14 protein-coding genes are annotated in these 15,431 nt (G+C 58.4%); 7 read left to right on the top strand and 7 right to left on the bottom strand.

Annotation, left to right across the window (positions count from 1 at the left end):
* Positions 1–155 precede the first annotated feature (155 nt).
* The 3 genes from lon to clpP form a co-directional block, all read right to left on the bottom strand.
* Positions 156–2,573 carry an endopeptidase La gene (gene lon, locus AM571_RS07480; RefSeq protein ID WP_074060877.1) on the bottom strand — a complete coding sequence of 806 codons (2,418 nt, stop codon included), beginning with the start codon at positions 2,571–2,573 and terminating at the stop codon, positions 156–158.
* A 399-nt stretch (positions 2,574–2,972) separates the two neighbouring features.
* The gene (gene clpX / locus AM571_RS07475; protein WP_022714809.1) at positions 2,973–4,250 is read right to left on the bottom strand and encodes an ATP-dependent Clp protease ATP-binding subunit ClpX; all 1,278 of its coding nucleotides are present in this window, start codon (positions 4,248–4,250) and stop codon (positions 2,973–2,975) included.
* A gap of 302 nt (positions 4,251–4,552) precedes the next feature.
* Entirely contained in the window at positions 4,553–5,182 is a 630-nt protein-coding gene (gene clpP, locus AM571_RS07470) for an ATP-dependent Clp endopeptidase proteolytic subunit ClpP (RefSeq protein WP_074060876.1), read from the bottom strand.
* A 367-nt stretch (positions 5,183–5,549) separates the two neighbouring features.
* On the opposite strand from clpP, the gene AM571_RS07465 reads away from it, so the two are divergent.
* Positions 5,550–6,803 carry a diguanylate cyclase gene (locus AM571_RS07465; protein WP_074060875.1) on the top strand — a complete coding sequence of 418 codons (1,254 nt, stop codon included), beginning with the start codon at positions 5,550–5,552 and terminating at the stop codon, positions 6,801–6,803.
* 51 nt (positions 6,804–6,854) lie between these two features.
* A complete protein-coding gene (locus tag AM571_RS07460) occupies positions 6,855–8,099 on the top strand; it encodes a cytochrome P450 (RefSeq protein ID WP_074060874.1) in 1,245 nt (414 codons plus the stop codon).
* A gap of 17 nt (positions 8,100–8,116) precedes the next feature.
* On the opposite strand, the gene AM571_RS07455 is transcribed toward AM571_RS07460, so the two are convergent.
* On the bottom strand, positions 8,117–8,899 hold the full coding sequence (locus AM571_RS07455; protein ID WP_074060873.1) for a DUF1194 domain-containing protein: 783 nt from the start codon (positions 8,897–8,899) through the stop codon (positions 8,117–8,119).
* 329 nt (positions 8,900–9,228) lie between these two features.
* Here AM571_RS07455 and AM571_RS07450 point away from each other — a divergent pair, with 329 nt between their 5' ends.
* Entirely contained in the window at positions 9,229–9,492 is a 264-nt protein-coding gene (locus AM571_RS07450; RefSeq protein WP_074060872.1) for a hypothetical protein, read from the top strand.
* A gap of 127 nt (positions 9,493–9,619) precedes the next feature.
* On the opposite strand, the gene AM571_RS07445 is transcribed toward AM571_RS07450, so the two are convergent.
* On the bottom strand, positions 9,620–10,903 hold the full coding sequence (locus tag AM571_RS07445) for an O-acetylhomoserine aminocarboxypropyltransferase (protein WP_074060871.1): 1,284 nt from the start codon (positions 10,901–10,903) through the stop codon (positions 9,620–9,622).
* 103 nt (positions 10,904–11,006) lie between these two features.
* On the bottom strand, positions 11,007–11,435 hold the full coding sequence (locus AM571_RS07440) for a CoA-binding protein (RefSeq protein WP_074063119.1): 429 nt from the start codon (positions 11,433–11,435) through the stop codon (positions 11,007–11,009).
* Between the two features lie 97 nt (positions 11,436–11,532).
* Here AM571_RS07440 and AM571_RS07435 point away from each other — a divergent pair, with 97 nt between their 5' ends.
* Positions 11,533–11,856: a hypothetical protein gene (locus AM571_RS07435; RefSeq protein ID WP_074060870.1), complete on the top strand. Its 324-nt coding sequence runs from the start codon at positions 11,533–11,535 to the stop codon at positions 11,854–11,856.
* A 460-nt stretch (positions 11,857–12,316) separates the two neighbouring features.
* Complete coding sequence (locus AM571_RS07425; protein ID WP_074060868.1) at positions 12,317–13,153, top strand: EamA family transporter; 837 nt, start codon at positions 12,317–12,319, stop codon at positions 13,151–13,153.
* Positions 13,154–13,404: 251 nt separating this feature from the next.
* On the opposite strand, the gene AM571_RS07420 is transcribed toward AM571_RS07425, so the two are convergent.
* A complete protein-coding gene (locus AM571_RS07420) occupies positions 13,405–14,235 on the bottom strand; it encodes an enoyl-CoA hydratase (RefSeq protein ID WP_074060867.1) in 831 nt (276 codons plus the stop codon).
* Positions 14,236–14,309: 74 nt separating this feature from the next.
* On the opposite strand from AM571_RS07420, the gene AM571_RS07415 reads away from it, so the two are divergent.
* Positions 14,310–14,735: a PaaI family thioesterase gene (locus AM571_RS07415; RefSeq protein ID WP_074060866.1), complete on the top strand. Its 426-nt coding sequence runs from the start codon at positions 14,310–14,312 to the stop codon at positions 14,733–14,735.
* 229 nt (positions 14,736–14,964) lie between these two features.
* The gene (rplM, locus tag AM571_RS07410; protein WP_022714788.1) at positions 14,965–15,429 is read left to right on the top strand and encodes a 50S ribosomal protein L13; all 465 of its coding nucleotides are present in this window, start codon (positions 14,965–14,967) and stop codon (positions 15,427–15,429) included.
* Positions 15,430–15,431 lie beyond the last annotated feature (2 nt).

The following is a 15,431-nucleotide window of genomic DNA, read 5'->3' as shown; positions in this document are numbered from 1 at the left end:
ACAGAATAAGTTTCATCAGGCCCGCCGCAACCCAAAAGCCCTGCAAATCAAGGAAAAGCAAGCGGTTCTGTGACGTTTTCACAAAAAAGGCTGGCGTTTTAAGCCAGCCTTTTCCGAGTTTTGCAGCATTTTGACATAAATGTGGCAGGCAGCGCTCAGTGAGCGATGGCCGCACCTGTCTCGTCGAGGCCCTCAACGGTCGCGATGACCGGAGTTTCAACCGTTCCATCCCACTCGATCGGCTCGGGCCTGCGAACCAGCGCATGCTTGATCACCTCGCCCATTCGGGATACCGGGATGATCTCCATGTTGTTCTTCACGTTGTCCGGAATCTCCGCCAGATCCTTGGCATTTTCTTCCGGAATTAGCACCTTCTTGATACCGCCGCGAAGCGCTGCAAGCAGCTTCTCCTTCAGGCCGCCGATCGGTAGAACGCGGCCGCGAAGGGTGATCTCCCCGGTCATGGCGACATCCTTGTTGACCGGAATACCGGTCATGATCGAGACGATCGCGGTTGCCATGGCGACACCGGCCGACGGACCATCCTTCGGCGTGGCGCCTTCCGGCACGTGCACGTGGATGTCGCTCTTGTCGAAGCGCGGCGGCTCGATGCCGAAGTCGACAGCGCGCGAACGAACGTACGAGGCCGCAGCGGAGATAGACTCCTTCATGACTTCCTTCAGGTTGCCAGTGACGGTCATGCGGCCCTTGCCCGGCATCATCACGCCTTCGATCGTCAACAGTTCGCCGCCGACTTCCGTCCAGGCAAGACCGGTGACCACGCCGACCTGATCCTCGCGCTCGGCTTCGCCGTGGCGGAAGCGTGGAACGCCCAGATAGTCGTCGATGTTGGCAGCCGTGACGGCGACCGACTTCGCCTTGCCCTTGATGATCTCGGTCACTGCCTTGCGGGCGAGCTTCATAAGTTCGCGTTCAAAGTTACGCACGCCGGCTTCGCGGGTGTATTGCTGGCTGATTGCCATCAGGGCATCGTCGCTGACCGAAAATTCTTCCGGCTGCAACGCATGTTCCTTGATGGCCTTGGGCAGCAGGTGCCGCTTGGCAATTTCGCGCTTTTCGTCCTCGGTGTAGCCGGCGATACGGATGATCTCCATGCGATCCATCAGAGGCGCCGGAATGTTCAGCGTATTCGCAGTCGTGATGAACATCACGTCCGACAGGTCGTATTCGACTTCCAGGTAGTGATCCATGAAGGTCGAGTTCTGGGCCGGGTCGAGAACTTCGAGCAGGGCCGAGGACGGATCGCCGCGGAAATCCATGCCCATCTTGTCGATCTCGTCGAGCAGGAAGAGCGGATTGGACTTCTTGGCCTTCTTCATCGACTGGATGACCTTGCCTGGCATCGAGCCGATATAGGTGCGGCGGTGACCGCGGATTTCGGCTTCGTCGCGAACGCCGCCAAGCGCCATGCGGACATACTCACGGCCGGTCGCCTTGGCAATCGACTGCGCAAGCGAGGTCTTGCCGACGCCCGGAGGTCCGACCAGGCACAGGATCGGGCCCTTGAGCTTGGCTGCACGCGCCTGCACCGCGAGATACTCGACGATCCGCTCTTTGACCTTGTCCAGGCCGAAATGATCGGCTTCGAGGATCTGTTCTGCGTGGTTGAGGTCCGACTTGATCTTCGATTTCTTGCCCCACGGAATGCCGAGCAGCCAGTCGAGATAGTTGCGCACGACAGTTGCTTCTGCAGACATCGGGCTCATCTGGCGCAGCTTCTTCAGCTCGGCGTCGGCCTTCTCGCGCGCTTCCTTGGAAAGCTTGGTCTTTGAAATGCGCTCTTCCAGTTCGGCCATCTCGTCGCGGCCTTCTTCGCCGTCCCCGAGCTCCTTCTGGATCGCCTTCATCTGCTCATTCAGGTAGTATTCGCGCTGGGTCTTCTCCATCTGGCGCTTGACGCGCGAGCGGATGCGCTTTTCGACCTGCAGGACCGAAATCTCGCCTTCCATGAAACCGAGCGCCTTTTCGAGGCGAGCCTTGACGCTCGTGGTTTCCAGCATCTCCTGCTTTTCGGTAATCTTGATCGACAGGTGCGACGCCACCGTATCGGCGAGTTTTGAATAATCGTCGATCTGGCTGGCAGCGCCGACCACTTCAGGCGAGATCTTCTTGTTGAGCTTTACATAGCTCTCGAACTCCGAAACGACGGAGCGCGACAGTGCTTCGAGCTCGACGGGGTCGTCATGCGGCTCTTCGAGCACATGGCCGAGCGCCTCGTAAAAATCCTCGCGGCTGGTATAGGCATCGATCTCGGCACGGGCGCGGCCTTCGACTAGAACCTTCACGGTGCCGTCGGGCAGCTTCAGGAGCTGAAGAACGTTGGCAACCGTGCCGACATTATGAATTGCTGAAGGATCCGGATCATCGTCGCTCGCGTTGATCTGGGTGACCAGCATGATCTGCTTGTCAGACCCCATGACTTCTTCAAGCGCCCGGATCGACTTTTCCCGTCCGACGAACAGCGGCACGATCATATGGGGGAAGACCACGATGTCGCGCAGGGGCAAAACAGGATAGGCAGTGCTGCTCGCTACAGACGTTTTCTTCGTCATTTTATTTCCTTTCCATCGTCCCGTTTCCGGGCTCTTTGCGCGGCCGCATGCGACCGGCGGCACTCTCACTTGGGCTACAAGTGGAGGTTCTGACTATGCATTTCAAGCCACGCTACTGTCCGCGCTCCACGGTTGTGACAGCTTTATTACAACGCAATGCTAGTACAATGAAACACCTAACTGGATCGGAGCTCACCCTTCCGAACCGGCTAAAACACAAGGCCGGAGAACCCGCTATGGAATCGTTCCATCATCGCCAAGGACGGAGCATTCCGCAACGTCAACAATAGTATTTTCCCAGTCTTGCCAGCCATTATTAACAGGACCGTTCACGGTTTTTCAAATAGAAAGGGGCCCGCCTTCGGCAAGCCCCTAAATCTAACCATACGAGGACCGGCATCAGGCCGAGGCGTTTGCCTTTTCCTCCTGACGATCCGCATAGATGTAGAGCGGACGGGCAGAACCGCGCGCAACTTCCTCGGAGATAACAACTTCGCGAACGCCTTCGAGCGCCGGCAGTTCGAACATCGTATCGAGCAGGATCTTCTCCATGATCGAGCGAAGGCCACGGGCACCCGTCTTGCGTACGATCGCCTTGCGGGCGATTTCGCGCAGCGCATCCTCGTGGAAAGTGAGTTCGACGTCTTCCATCTCGAACAAGCGCTGATACTGCTTGATGAGGGCGTTCTTCGGTTCCGACAGAATCTGGATCAGCGCATCCTCATCAAGGTCTTCGAGCGTTGCCAGAACCGGCAGACGCCCGATGAATTCCGGAATGAGGCCGAACTTCACCAGATCTTCCGGCTCGAGTTCGCGCAGCACTTCGCCGACGCGGCGGTCGTCCGGAGCCTTGACGGTCGCACCAAAGCCGATCGAGGTCTTTTCACCGCGTGCCGAGATGATCTTGTCGAGACCCGCGAAGGCGCCGCCGCAGATGAACAGGATGTTCGTCGTGTCGACCTGCAGGAATTCCTGCTGCGGATGCTTGCGGCCGCCCTGCGGGGGAACGGAAGCGACCGTGCCTTCCATGATCTTCAAAAGCGCCTGCTGCACGCCCTCGCCCGACACGTCGCGAGTGATCGAGGGATTGTCGGACTTGCGGGAAATCTTGTCGACCTCGTCGATATAGACAATACCGCGCTGGGCACGCTCGACATTGTAGTCGGCAGACTGCAGAAGCTTCAGGATGATGTTTTCGACGTCTTCACCGACATAGCCGGCTTCGGTCAGCGTCGTTGCATCGGCCATCGTGAAGGGAACGTCGATGATGCGGGCGAGCGTCTGGGCGAGATAGGTCTTGCCGCAGCCGGTCGGGCCGACCAACATGATGTTCGACTTCGCCAGTTCGACTTCACTGTTCTTGGTGGCATGTGCCAGGCGCTTGTAATGGTTGTGGACGGCAACCGACAGTATCTTTTTCGCCTGCCGCTGGCCGATGACGTATTCGTCGAGAACCTTGATGATGTCCTGGGGCGTGGGAACGCCGTCGCGGGACTTGACCATCGAGGACTTGTTCTCCTCGCGGATGATGTCCATGCACAGTTCGACGCATTCATCGCAGATGAAGACGGTCGGCCCGGCGATTAGCTTCCGGACTTCGTGCTGGCTCTTTCCGCAGAACGAACAATACAGGGTATTCTTGGAGTCGCCGCCGTTGCTGCCGCTGACCTTGCTCATATCACTTTCCTTCCAGCACGCCGCATTTCAAGGTGAAATCGCGGTCCACTCAATGGCCCGCCGGCCTGCTCCCACCGGAGCATCAGCCGGCCAAGGCTTTAAGGGGTAAAAACCGGTACCCAACCAAAACATGCCCGGGTTCCGGCGGCAACGAACTCCCCTTCGAATGCCGAATGCTATGTCATAGAATTTCAACATAGCATTAATAGTTACTATTAGCGTCTTCGCTACCGCATGAAACCCCTTGTTCAATCACAAATGGGATAGAACTGTGGCGGCAAAAACACCATCCCTATTAATTACTAGGCCTGATCGCCTTCCATTTCGATGCGCGACGTCAGGACCTTGTCGATCACGCCCCAGATCTGAGCCTCGTCGGCATCCATGAAGTGGTCGCGGTCGAGGGTCTTTTCAACTTCTTCGTAGCTGCGGCCCGTATGCTTCACGTAGACCTCGTTCAGCCGGCGCTTCATCTTCAGGATATCCTTGGCGTGGCGCTCGATGTCGGATGCCTGCCCCTGAAAGCCGCCGGAGGGCTGGTGAACCATGATGCGGGAATTCGGGGTGGCAAAGCGCATATCCTTGTGGCCGGCGGCCAGAAGCAGCGAGCCCATCGAGGCAGCCTGGCCGATGCACAGGGTCGAAACCGCGGGCTTGATGAACTGCATCGTGTCATAGATCGCCATGCCGGCAGTCACGACGCCGCCCGGCGAATTGATATAGAGCGCGATTTCCTTCTTCGGGTTTTCGGCCTCGAGGAAGAGAAGCTGGGCGCAAACGAGCGTCGCCATATGATCCTCGACAGCCCCGGTCAGGAAGATGATGCGTTCCTTCAGCAGGCGGGAATAGATGTCGTAGGAGCGTTCACCGCGATTGGTCTGTTCCACGACCATCGGCACGAGGGCCATAGCGGTATCGACTGGGTTTCTCATGTGCGTCCTTTGCCAACGTCTGCCGGCTGCCGCCGGGAATCAAAGAAAATGCTTCATCCCTACATAGAGTGTCACCGCCCTCTTCTTCAAGACACGCATAAGGATAACGTTAAGAAGGCGAGCCTTCGAAAGATGAACCTCTTGACAGGGCTATCTCCCAGTTGCCGCTTGACCGGGAGGGGCCGGCAAGAACGCTCACAGCTTTTGTCCGCGACAGGATGAACGAAAGCTAAATGCATTTCGGACAGCTGTAAGGCGGTTTACATTGTGGAAAGCCTAATGGCGAATATAGGGCACAAGGCGTTCCGGGATTAATCGACTGGAGAATTTCAGCGGCGAGAATGCCCGCATTTCAAGGGGTGTTGCCGTGTTTAATGTTACGACAGGATTAGCCATCTGGTGCTCGGAAGCCATGACGCTCGCTTTGCTTTTGTTCATGGCATGGCGCCATAACGTGCGTAACAGAGCCTATCTTTATTGGGGACTAGGCTTCCTTCTGAGCGGCACCGGTTTTGCCATGATCGCGCTGCGCAACCAAATCCCCGATATCCTGTCGATCGAGGCGGGCAACGCGACCGCACTCCTCGGCCAGAGCGCCTGGGTTGCAGGCTTCATGGCGCTCGATCGCCGGAAGATCGAATGGTGGGCGCTGCTGCCGCCGGCGATATGGCTTGGCGGCGTTTACCTGCCCTGGGTCCACGACGACTACGGCAACCGCGTCATCCTTTACAATCTTGCTTCGGCGACCGGCGCCACCGGCCTTGCCATGGCCGTCTGCAGCGCCGGCATGCGTCGCGAACCGACGCGCGGCAAACTTGCCGCCGTCTTCATCGTCCAGGCATGGCTTTGCTTCGCCGTGGCTTTGACGATGGCCGTGACTTTGCCGAGCGACGCGGAAGCGACCAATTACAGCGGCGCGGCTGCGATGGCGAGTGCCTTCCTGCTGACGATCGCCTTCGCACTCACCTGCCGCATGATCATGGAACGTTCGCAAAAGCACCTGCGCGCCTTGAGCCTCACCGATTCACTAACCGGCGTCTGGAACCGGCGCGGCCTTTTCACCCGGTTCGATGCAATGCAGGAGAAGGCCTTCAACGACAAGCGGCAGGTCGCGGTTTTGCTTTTCGATCTCGATCATTTCAAACGCGTCAACGACCGTTTCGGCCATCAGGCGGGCGACGCCGTTCTTTCGGCATTTGCGAGGACCGCGCGCCAGTTCGTGCCGGACAGCGTCTTCGGCCGCATGGGAGGCGAGGAATTCGCGGCATTCGCGATCGTTGCCGACCAGATAGAGGCAGAGGCGCTTGCCGAATCGATCCGTGCCGAATTCTGCCGCGTGCCGGTCGCAACCGGCGAGGCGATCGTGCCGGCTACCGTCAGCATCGGCATTGCGCTGAGCTCTGCGGCCGAAACCAATATGGACAAGCTGATTTCCGCAGCCGACCGGGCACTCTATGCGGCAAAGGCCGCTGGCCGGAATTGCAGCGTCATTTTCGGAGCGGAAGAAGCCGCAGCCCCCGCACCTGCGCAAACGGATAGGAATGCGGGCGAACTGGTCCCGACGGTTGACGATCAGGTCGACGCGCTCCGGCGGATGGGTTCGCTGTCACGGGCCGGCTGACCTTCCGATCCATCTTTTCGGGGCCCGTCAAATCCGCTAAGCCTCGGAACCATGATGATAGCGCCCTTTTTCTCGATCGACCCCGCCACCCGCCGCGTTTTTCTCGACAGCAGCGATCCGGCTTTCTACGGCAATCCGAACGCCGTCTATGCAGCGCTGCACCGCCACTGTCCGACCTTTTACTGGGAACAGCAGAAGCAATGGTTCTTCACCGGCTACGACCATGTGAACGCATTGCTGCGCGACCGACGCTTCGGCCGCCAGATCCTGCATATCGCGACGCGCGAAGAGCTGGGCCTTGCCGAGCCGGAGCAGCATCTGGCAAATTTCGATCTGGCCGAGCGCTACTCGCTGCTCGAACTCGAGCCGCCGGAGCACACGCGCCTGCGCACCCTCGTCAACCGCGCCTTCGTCTCACGCCATGTCGAGAAGATGAAGCCGGAGCTTGCGGAGCTCGCCAACAGGCTCATCGACGGTTTCAAGGACAGGGGCGAGGTCGAGCTGCTTTCTGCCTTCGCCGATATCATCCCCGTGACGATGATCGCCCGCATGATCGGCATTCGGGAAGAGATGGGACCGCAGCTCCTTGCATGGTCACATGCCTACATCCGCATGTATCTTTTCGGCCGCACGCGCCAAGACGAAGACGGCGCCGATCGAGCCGCAAGCGATTTTTCTGATTATGTGAAGACGGTGATTGCCGAGCGTCGCGCCAGCCCGAGAGACGATCTGCTGACGCACATGATCCACACGGAGCACAAGGGCCAGTATCTGACCGATGCCGAGCTGGTTTCGACGACCATCGTGCTTCTCAATGCCGGCCACGAGGCGACCGTGCATCAGATAGGCAACTCGGTCCGCGTTATCCTGGAAAGCGGCTGTGATGCCGCCGAACTGTTCAAAGACGAAGCGGCAACGGAGCGAACCATCGAGGAAACGCTGCGTATCTGCGCGCCGGTGCATATCTTCCAGCGCTGGGCCTTGGAGCCCGTCGAGATCGATGGCATCTCCTTCAAGCGCGGCGACAAGGTGAGCCTGATCCTTGCCGCCGCCAATCTTGATCCGGCGAAATTCACCGATCCGCTGAGCTTCAGGCCCGACCGCAACGAAGCGCCGAACCTCTCCTTCGGCGCCGGCATCCACTTCTGCATCGGCGCGCCGCTCGCCAGGCTCGAACTCAATGTCGTCCTGCCGATCCTCTTCGAACGGCTGCCCGGCCTCAAGCTGGCAAAGACGCCGTCTGTGAAGGACGTCTACCACTTCCACGGGCTGGATGCGCTGAATCTGGCGTGGTGACGGTTATCGGCCAAAGCTCAGCGATGAAGGGCCTTGTCACCGATCGCTGCGATTTCGCTCATGTTGGAGATTTCGCGCAAAAGTTTTCGGTAGATTGCCGGCGAATACTGTTCGGGAGCTGCGACCGGTTCCGCAAAGGCGTCTGGCCCGCCGATCACCTCGCTCCTAAAATAGGCAAGCAGCTTTTCGGGCGATATGGCCTCTTCCTCATCCCCCGGCAATCCGCCATACACAACAGGTAAGGCATTGATGGTGATGCCGCGGGCAAGGACGCCGGCGCGGACGGGCATGACATCGCGCCCCTTGTTGTTGACGCCGTCGCCGGAGATATTGATGAGCGAGCGCGTCGCCTCATAGCCGCTGGAGCGGATCAGATAATCGGCATAGGAAAGCATGCCGCTGATGGACGTGCCCCGGCTTATCGTTGCCGGTAAATTCGCCTCAAGCTTCAGCGAAAAAAGCCACGAATCCATCTCACTCGTTATGGTGGTCCATGGGATGACCAGCCTTCGCTGTCCATCGCCGCCCCATTCGACATATGCGACGGCGATCCGGCCGTTCCTGCCTGCAATGATTGCTTCGATAATTTCCGGGCGCCGAAACGCCTCGACGAAGCCCCGCTGCTGGAGCGCCTTTTCCTCCGCATCCATTGATGTCGAAACGTCAGCCGCGATCACTAGCTGCATATCCACAAGCTCGCCGGCCAAGGCGACATCGAATATTGTCGCAGCCATCAAAAGACCGCCAAGCAGTTCAGCGATAATGCGGTGCCCTGTGGATGCTTTTCTCCACACGTGCATGTCACCCTCCCCAAAAAGTCGATTAATGTGTGAAAAAAAGAGGCGTACGGACGAATTGGCCGGCGCGAGAATAGGACCGGATGGCGGTTTCAATAGTGGAAAACCATCTCAATTTAAATTAGCTAATTATAATGTAATGAGCGAACACAATCTGCTCGCCGCTGACCTGGCCGGGTAGTTTCTTCCAAATTGATTAGAGTCCGGCCGATGCCAACCCCACTAAAGGCGGACGGCTGATCTCCAGAGATGGTGAATACGTCAATCTCGACTGTGGACCGCCCGTGGACAAGATGAAGGCCTCCAGAATTCGTTCCTGAACGAAGTGCATATTGATCATTCCGCAGCATCTGACATCGCTCGGAAGTTCTCTGCTCTCGCAGGATACTCGATGGCGTTGGCCACTTGCCGCCGTTGTTTTGGATGTCGCCGGGAAGATGGACTCGCGATTTGCCGAGACGATGATGGGCAAGCTTTTCATTCGCGAAAAGTTCTCCCACATCCCGGGCCAGGCTCACGAGCTAACGATCAAATTGCTTGAAGCGGTTTGTGCTTACGAACCTGGTTCGTCCAACAAGATCGGCACGACCCCTTAGTAACCATAAGACGTACGGCCGGTCCACGAAGTAGGTTGAGGAAAAGTTTGACCGCCGAGAGCGCCCTGTTTTCGGGGGTTTCTGGGCGGTGAAATCGAATACAACCTGCTGTACGCGTCAGACGATATCAGATCTTCGAAAGCGATCGTTCGAGGTCGGCGATGATGTCCTTCACGTCCTCGATGCCGATCGAGATGCGGACGACATCGGGACCGGCGCCGGCAGCGGTCTTTTGTTCGTCGGTGAGCTGGCGATGGGTGGTCGAAGCCGGGTGGATGACCAGAGAGCGCGTATCGCCGATATTGGCGAGGTGTGAGAAGAGCTCCAGGCCTTCCACCAAGGCCTTACCCACCTCATAGCCGCCCTTGACACCGAAGGTGAAGACCGAGCCAGCACCCTTCGGCGAATAGCGCTGCTGCAGGGGGTGGTTTGCATGGTCTTCGAGACCCGCATAGTTCACCCAGGCGATCTTGCTGTGGGCTTTCAGCCATCTGGCGACCGCTATGGCATTGTCGCTGTGGCGCTGCATTCTGAGCGGCAGTGTTTCGATGCCGGTGAGGATCAGGAAGGCGTTGAAGGGCGAAATGGCCGGTCCGAGGTCGCGAAGGCCGAGCACGCGGGCAGCGATCGCGAAGGCGAAATTGCCGAAGGTCGAATGCAGTACCATGCCGTTATATTCCGGGCGCGGGGCGGACAGCATCGGATAGTTGCCGGACTTCGACCAGTCGAAGGTGCCGCCATCGACGATGATGCCGCCCATGGAATTGCCATGGCCACCGAGGAACTTCGTCAGCGAATGCACGACGATGTCGGCGCCATGCTCGATCGGCCGGACGAGGTAAGGCGTGGCCATCGTGTTGTCGACGATCAGCGGCAGGCCGTGCCGATGGGCCACCTCGGCGATCGCTGCGATATCGACGAAGGTCCCGCCGGGATTGGCCAGGCTTTCGATGAAGATCGCCCGTGTCTTCTCATCGATCTGGTTTTGGAAGCTTGCCGGATCGTCGCAATCGGCCCAGCGCACCTGCCAGCCGAAGTTCCCGAAGGCATTGCCGAACTGATTGATCGAGCCGCCGTAAAGCTGCCTGGCGGCGACGAAATTCTCTCCCGGACGCATGATCGTATGAAAGACAATGACCTGCGCCGCGTGACCCGAAGCTACCGCAAGCGCTGCCGTTCCGCCTTCAAGGGCTGCCACGCGCTCCTCCAAAACCGCCTGCGTGGGGTTCATGATGCGCGTATAGATATTGCCGAAGGCCTGCAGGCCAAAGAGCGAGGCCGCGTGATCGGAATCGTTGAAGACGAAGGCCGTCGTCTGATAGATCGGCGTTGCGCGCGCGCCCGTCACCGGATCCGGCTGTGCACCGGCATGGATTGCCAGCGTGTTGAAACCCGGATCGCTCGTCGCCATTACGTCCTCCCGTCGCTATCGATGGCGGAGCATAGACTACGATGTGCAAATGTTAACAGCCTTGCATTTCAACCATCGGACGTCTGGGGAAAAATCCGTGCACTCACGCGGCAAGGCGCGGGATTTCGATTGCCGGGCAGCGGTCCATCACGATTTTTATGCCAGCTGCCTCCGCCTTCGCCGCGGCTGCATCATCACGCACGCCGAGCTGCGACCAAATCACCTTCGGTCGCAAGGCAAGAGCCAGTGCCTCATCCACGACGCCATGGAGATATTCCGAGGCGCGGAACACATCGACCATATCGAACGGCACCGGGATATCGGCAAGCCGGGCATAGACGAGCTGGCCCTGGATCTGCTTACCCGCCTGCCCGGGGTTGACGGGAATGACATTGTACCCGCGCGACAGGAGATAGCCCATCACGCCATTGCTCGGGCGGGCCGGATTAGGCGACGCCCCGGTCAGCGCGATCGTCTTTACGGAGTTCAAAATTCCGGCAATGTAATCGTCCGGATAACGGTCGTGATTCATCATCTTTCCTCCAGTCGACATTATTTGCAGAGAGTTGAAACTGACAGTTCCTTCGGGCGTATATATAGGCGTCCGGGTTCCCAAGGGAGGAATAACGATGAAAAAACTCGCTCTCGCCGCGGCAATATTTCTTGCGGCTTCACCATCGCTGGCAATCTCCCGCTACAATCCGATGTCCATGACCTGCCAAAGTGCACGCGCCGCCATCCACAATCAGGGCGCCGTCATCTTCCGCTGGACCTCGCCTCGCGGCCTGCCGATTTACGATCGCTACGTCCGCAACAGTCGGTACTGCGATTCCAACGAATATGCGGAGTGGAAGAACATACCGACGAGAGACGACCGTTCGTGCCCGGTCCTCAACTGCCAGAGTATCGACAATCTTGACGGGATGTTCTTCGTACCAAACAACTCCCTGTAGCTTTCGATCGCCACCCGGAAACGATTTCGCAGGTGCCGGAAACACCCAGCTTCCGGAGAAGCGGTTCGATTGCTACTTGGATTTGTATCAATATGGATATAGCAATATTATAGAATAATATCTTTATTACAGAAGTATAATTTGAGATGAACTAAGCGGAGAAATATCATCACCTATTAGACTTCTTTTGTATTTGCTTTGTTCCTATTCCGTTCTTGTGTCCATTAGTAACACCTCATAGTTGAGTGTGCGCAGCTAAAATAAACGTATTTCGAGCGCGCGCCCCGAGCCTGTCGTTGCTGCGCGTTAACGGCGGAACCGAGCATGACAATTGTCAATTCCAAACAGGAGACAACCTGCTGGTTGCATAATCCGATCGCAAGATTGATTTTCGCATCAACACGGCCCATACCCATTCTCCCCAGATGGCCTTTTCATTTCTCCCATTCCGGTCCGCATCGTGCCCCTCGACGTCATTCTGCTCGTTCTCTTCGGTGCATTCCTGCATGCAACATGGAACGCGATCATCAAGGCGGGGACCAACAAGTCGCTGGACGCGGCGCTCGTGTCGGCCGGCGGAGCAGTGGCGGCGCTGCCGCTCCTGCCCTTCCTGCCGCTGCCGCAGCCAGCGGCCTGGCCTTTCATCGGCGCGTCGGCCGTCTTGCAATTTGCCTATTTTCAATTGGTCGCGGCCGCCTACCGTGCAGGCGATATCGGTCTCGTCTATCCGCTGATGCGCGGCTGCGCGCCGCTCCTCATCAGCGCCACAAGCGCCTTGGTGTTGAACGAAAGCCTGTCGGGCGGCGCGCTCATCGGCACGATGACGATCTGCGCCGGCATTCTGACCCTTGCCTTCGAGGCGCGGGGCGGCAGCAAGCATGCCATCATGCTTGCGCTCGTCAATGCCTGCGTTATCGCCACCTATACCTATGTCGACGGCATCGGCGCGCGCGTTTCCGGCAATGCCGTGTCCTATACGCTGTGGATGGCGCTGCTGCCGCCTGTGCTGCTCTTCGGATGGGCGATCTCACGCCGCGGCCTTGTTCCAGTCGCGATCCATTTCCGTTGCAATTGGTGGCGCGGTCTGATTGGCGGCGCCGGTTCGATCGCCTCCTACGGGTTTGCCCTTTGGGCCATGACCAAGGCGCCCGTCGCCACAGTCGCCGCGCTGCGAGAAACGTCGATCCTCTTTGCCCTCATCATTTCGGTGCTGGTCCTGAAGGAGAAAGCCGGCCCGTGGCGTTATCTGGCAGGCGTGATCATCGCGAGCGGCGGGTTGATCCTGAAGCTCGGGTAAAAGCTGCGCGGCAGATTGCGTTTGAAGACCCTTTCTTGAAAGCCGACCGCCCATCTCCACGCCCTTTTACAGCCAGATCGAAAGCAGATTGCCGTTTGCCCAAGCTGCGGATTGCTTGACGTTTTCGAAGCGAACCAAGCGCCATCGAATGTGGATTGCCCACTGACCTTTCCGATCGCTAACTCGTCGAGCGATTTCGCATGATGGAGCAACGACTGGCCTTGTCCACGCGTCGCGGAAAATGTCGAGCGCTACTCGCCGGTCCAGCGCGGCATCCGTTTTGCAAGAAAGGCGCCGATGCCCTCTTCGGCGTCCGCAGTCATCATGTTGTCAACCATCACCTGGGCCGCATGGCCATATGCTTCTTCTATCGGCATTTCGAGCTGGCGGTAGAAGGCCTCTTTGCCGATCTTCAGTGTCAAGGGTGATTTCGAAGCGATGACGGAAGCGTATTTGGCCACGACCTGAGTCAGATACTGCTTGGGCACGATACGGTTGACGAGGCCGAAGTCCTTGGCGGTCGAAGCATCGATGGTTTCTCCGGTCAGCAGCATTTCCATCGCCTGCTTGCGGTGCGCGGCGCGGGTAACGGCAACCATTGGCGTCGTGCAGAACAGCCCGATTTTGACGCCGGGTGTGCAGAAGGTCGCGGTGTCGGTACAGATCGCAAGATCACAGGAGGCTACGAGCTGACAGCCGGCTGCGGTCGCAAGCCCGTCGATCTCGGCGATCACCGGCTTCGGCAGGCGGGTGATCTCCAGCATGAGATCGGCTGCAAGCGCGAATGTCTCCTCGAAAAAGGCTACCCCGCCATCGGCGTCGGCCCGATGCTCGGTCATCTCCTTGAGATCGTGCCCCGCAGAGAACACCTTTCCGGTCGAGGCAATGACCACGACGCGGACTTCGCCGTCGTCAGCAGCTTTTTGAAGCTCGCCCATCAACAGTTCCATCACCGCGATCGAGAGGACGTTCGCCGGCGGGTTGTTGAGCGTAAGCCGCAGCACGCCATCGCAAAGCGAGCTTGTAACGGGGACGCTCCCATCCTCGTTTGCGCCCTTCCGGAAGGATACGACTTCGGCCATGGTACGAACTCCTTGCATTGCGATTTCGTGCTAACAGTTCTGTCACAAGCTATCGGCAATTTCGAGGAGAAGCGATGCAGCCGGTCATGACGATCGAGGAGGTCCACCAGTTTCTGGAGACCGATTTCCCGCAGATCCACACGGACGGGCGCGTCTTTACCGTGACGGACATTACCCCCGGCAGCGTCTCGACGCGGTTCGATCCGTCCGAAAGGCATCTGCGCCCTGGCGGCACCGTGTCCGGTCCTGCCCTCTTCACGCTGGCTGACGTCACCGCCTATGCCGCGGTGCTTGCCCATGTCGGCCCGGTCGCACTTGCCGTGACCACCAGCCTCAACATCAATTTCCTGCGCCTGCCTAAGCCGCAGCCGACCACCTGCACCTGCCGGATCCTCAAGCTCGGAAAGCGTCTCGCCGTTATCGAAGCCAGCATTTTCCAGGAAGATCCCGCCGAATTGGTGGCCCATGCGACGGCAACTTATTCGATTCCACCGCGATAAATTTGCGGTATCATATTACCACATTACCAACACGTTGATTTTACATTGCATTTTTTACACTGGCGCAGATAGGTGATATTGACCGCCAGGGGCTTTCCCTCTATACACCGCACCAGAAACGCAGCCTTTCCCGGCTGCTTTCTTTTTGGCGGGCTTTTGAGCGCGTCAAACCAAGCAACAAGAAACGCCCTTGGCCCTCGGGCTCAGGGATCCAAAAGAGAGAATTACTATGGCAACCTTCTCCCAGAAGCCCGCAGAGGTGGAGAAGAAGTGGGTGATCATCGACGCCGAAGGGCTTGTCGTTGGCCGCCTAGCTTCCCTCATCGCCATGCGTCTGCGCGGCAAGCACAAGGCAACCTTCACCCCTCACGTTGACGACGGCGACAACGTAATTGTCATCAATGCCGACAAGGTCGTTTTCACCGGCAAGAAGTATTCCGACAAGGTCTACTACTGGCACACCGGTTATGCCGGCGGCATCAAGGAGCGCACCGCTCGCCAGATCATCGAAGGCCGCTTTCCGGAACGCGTCCTGGAGAAGGCCGTCGAGCGCATGGTCCCGCGTGGTCCCCTCGGCCGTCGCCAGATGAAGAACCTCCGCGTTTACTCCGGTTCCAACCATCCCCATGAAGCACAGCAGCCGACCGTCCTCGACGTCGCCAAGCTGAACAAGAAGAACGTAAGGAGCGCCTGATA

The organism is Rhizobium etli 8C-3 (assembly GCF_001908375.1).
Lineage (GTDB): Bacteria > Pseudomonadota > Alphaproteobacteria > Rhizobiales > Rhizobiaceae > Rhizobium > Rhizobium etli_B.
Note: the sequence above shows the minus strand (reverse complement) of the source record. Positions and strands in the feature narration are given on the sequence as shown.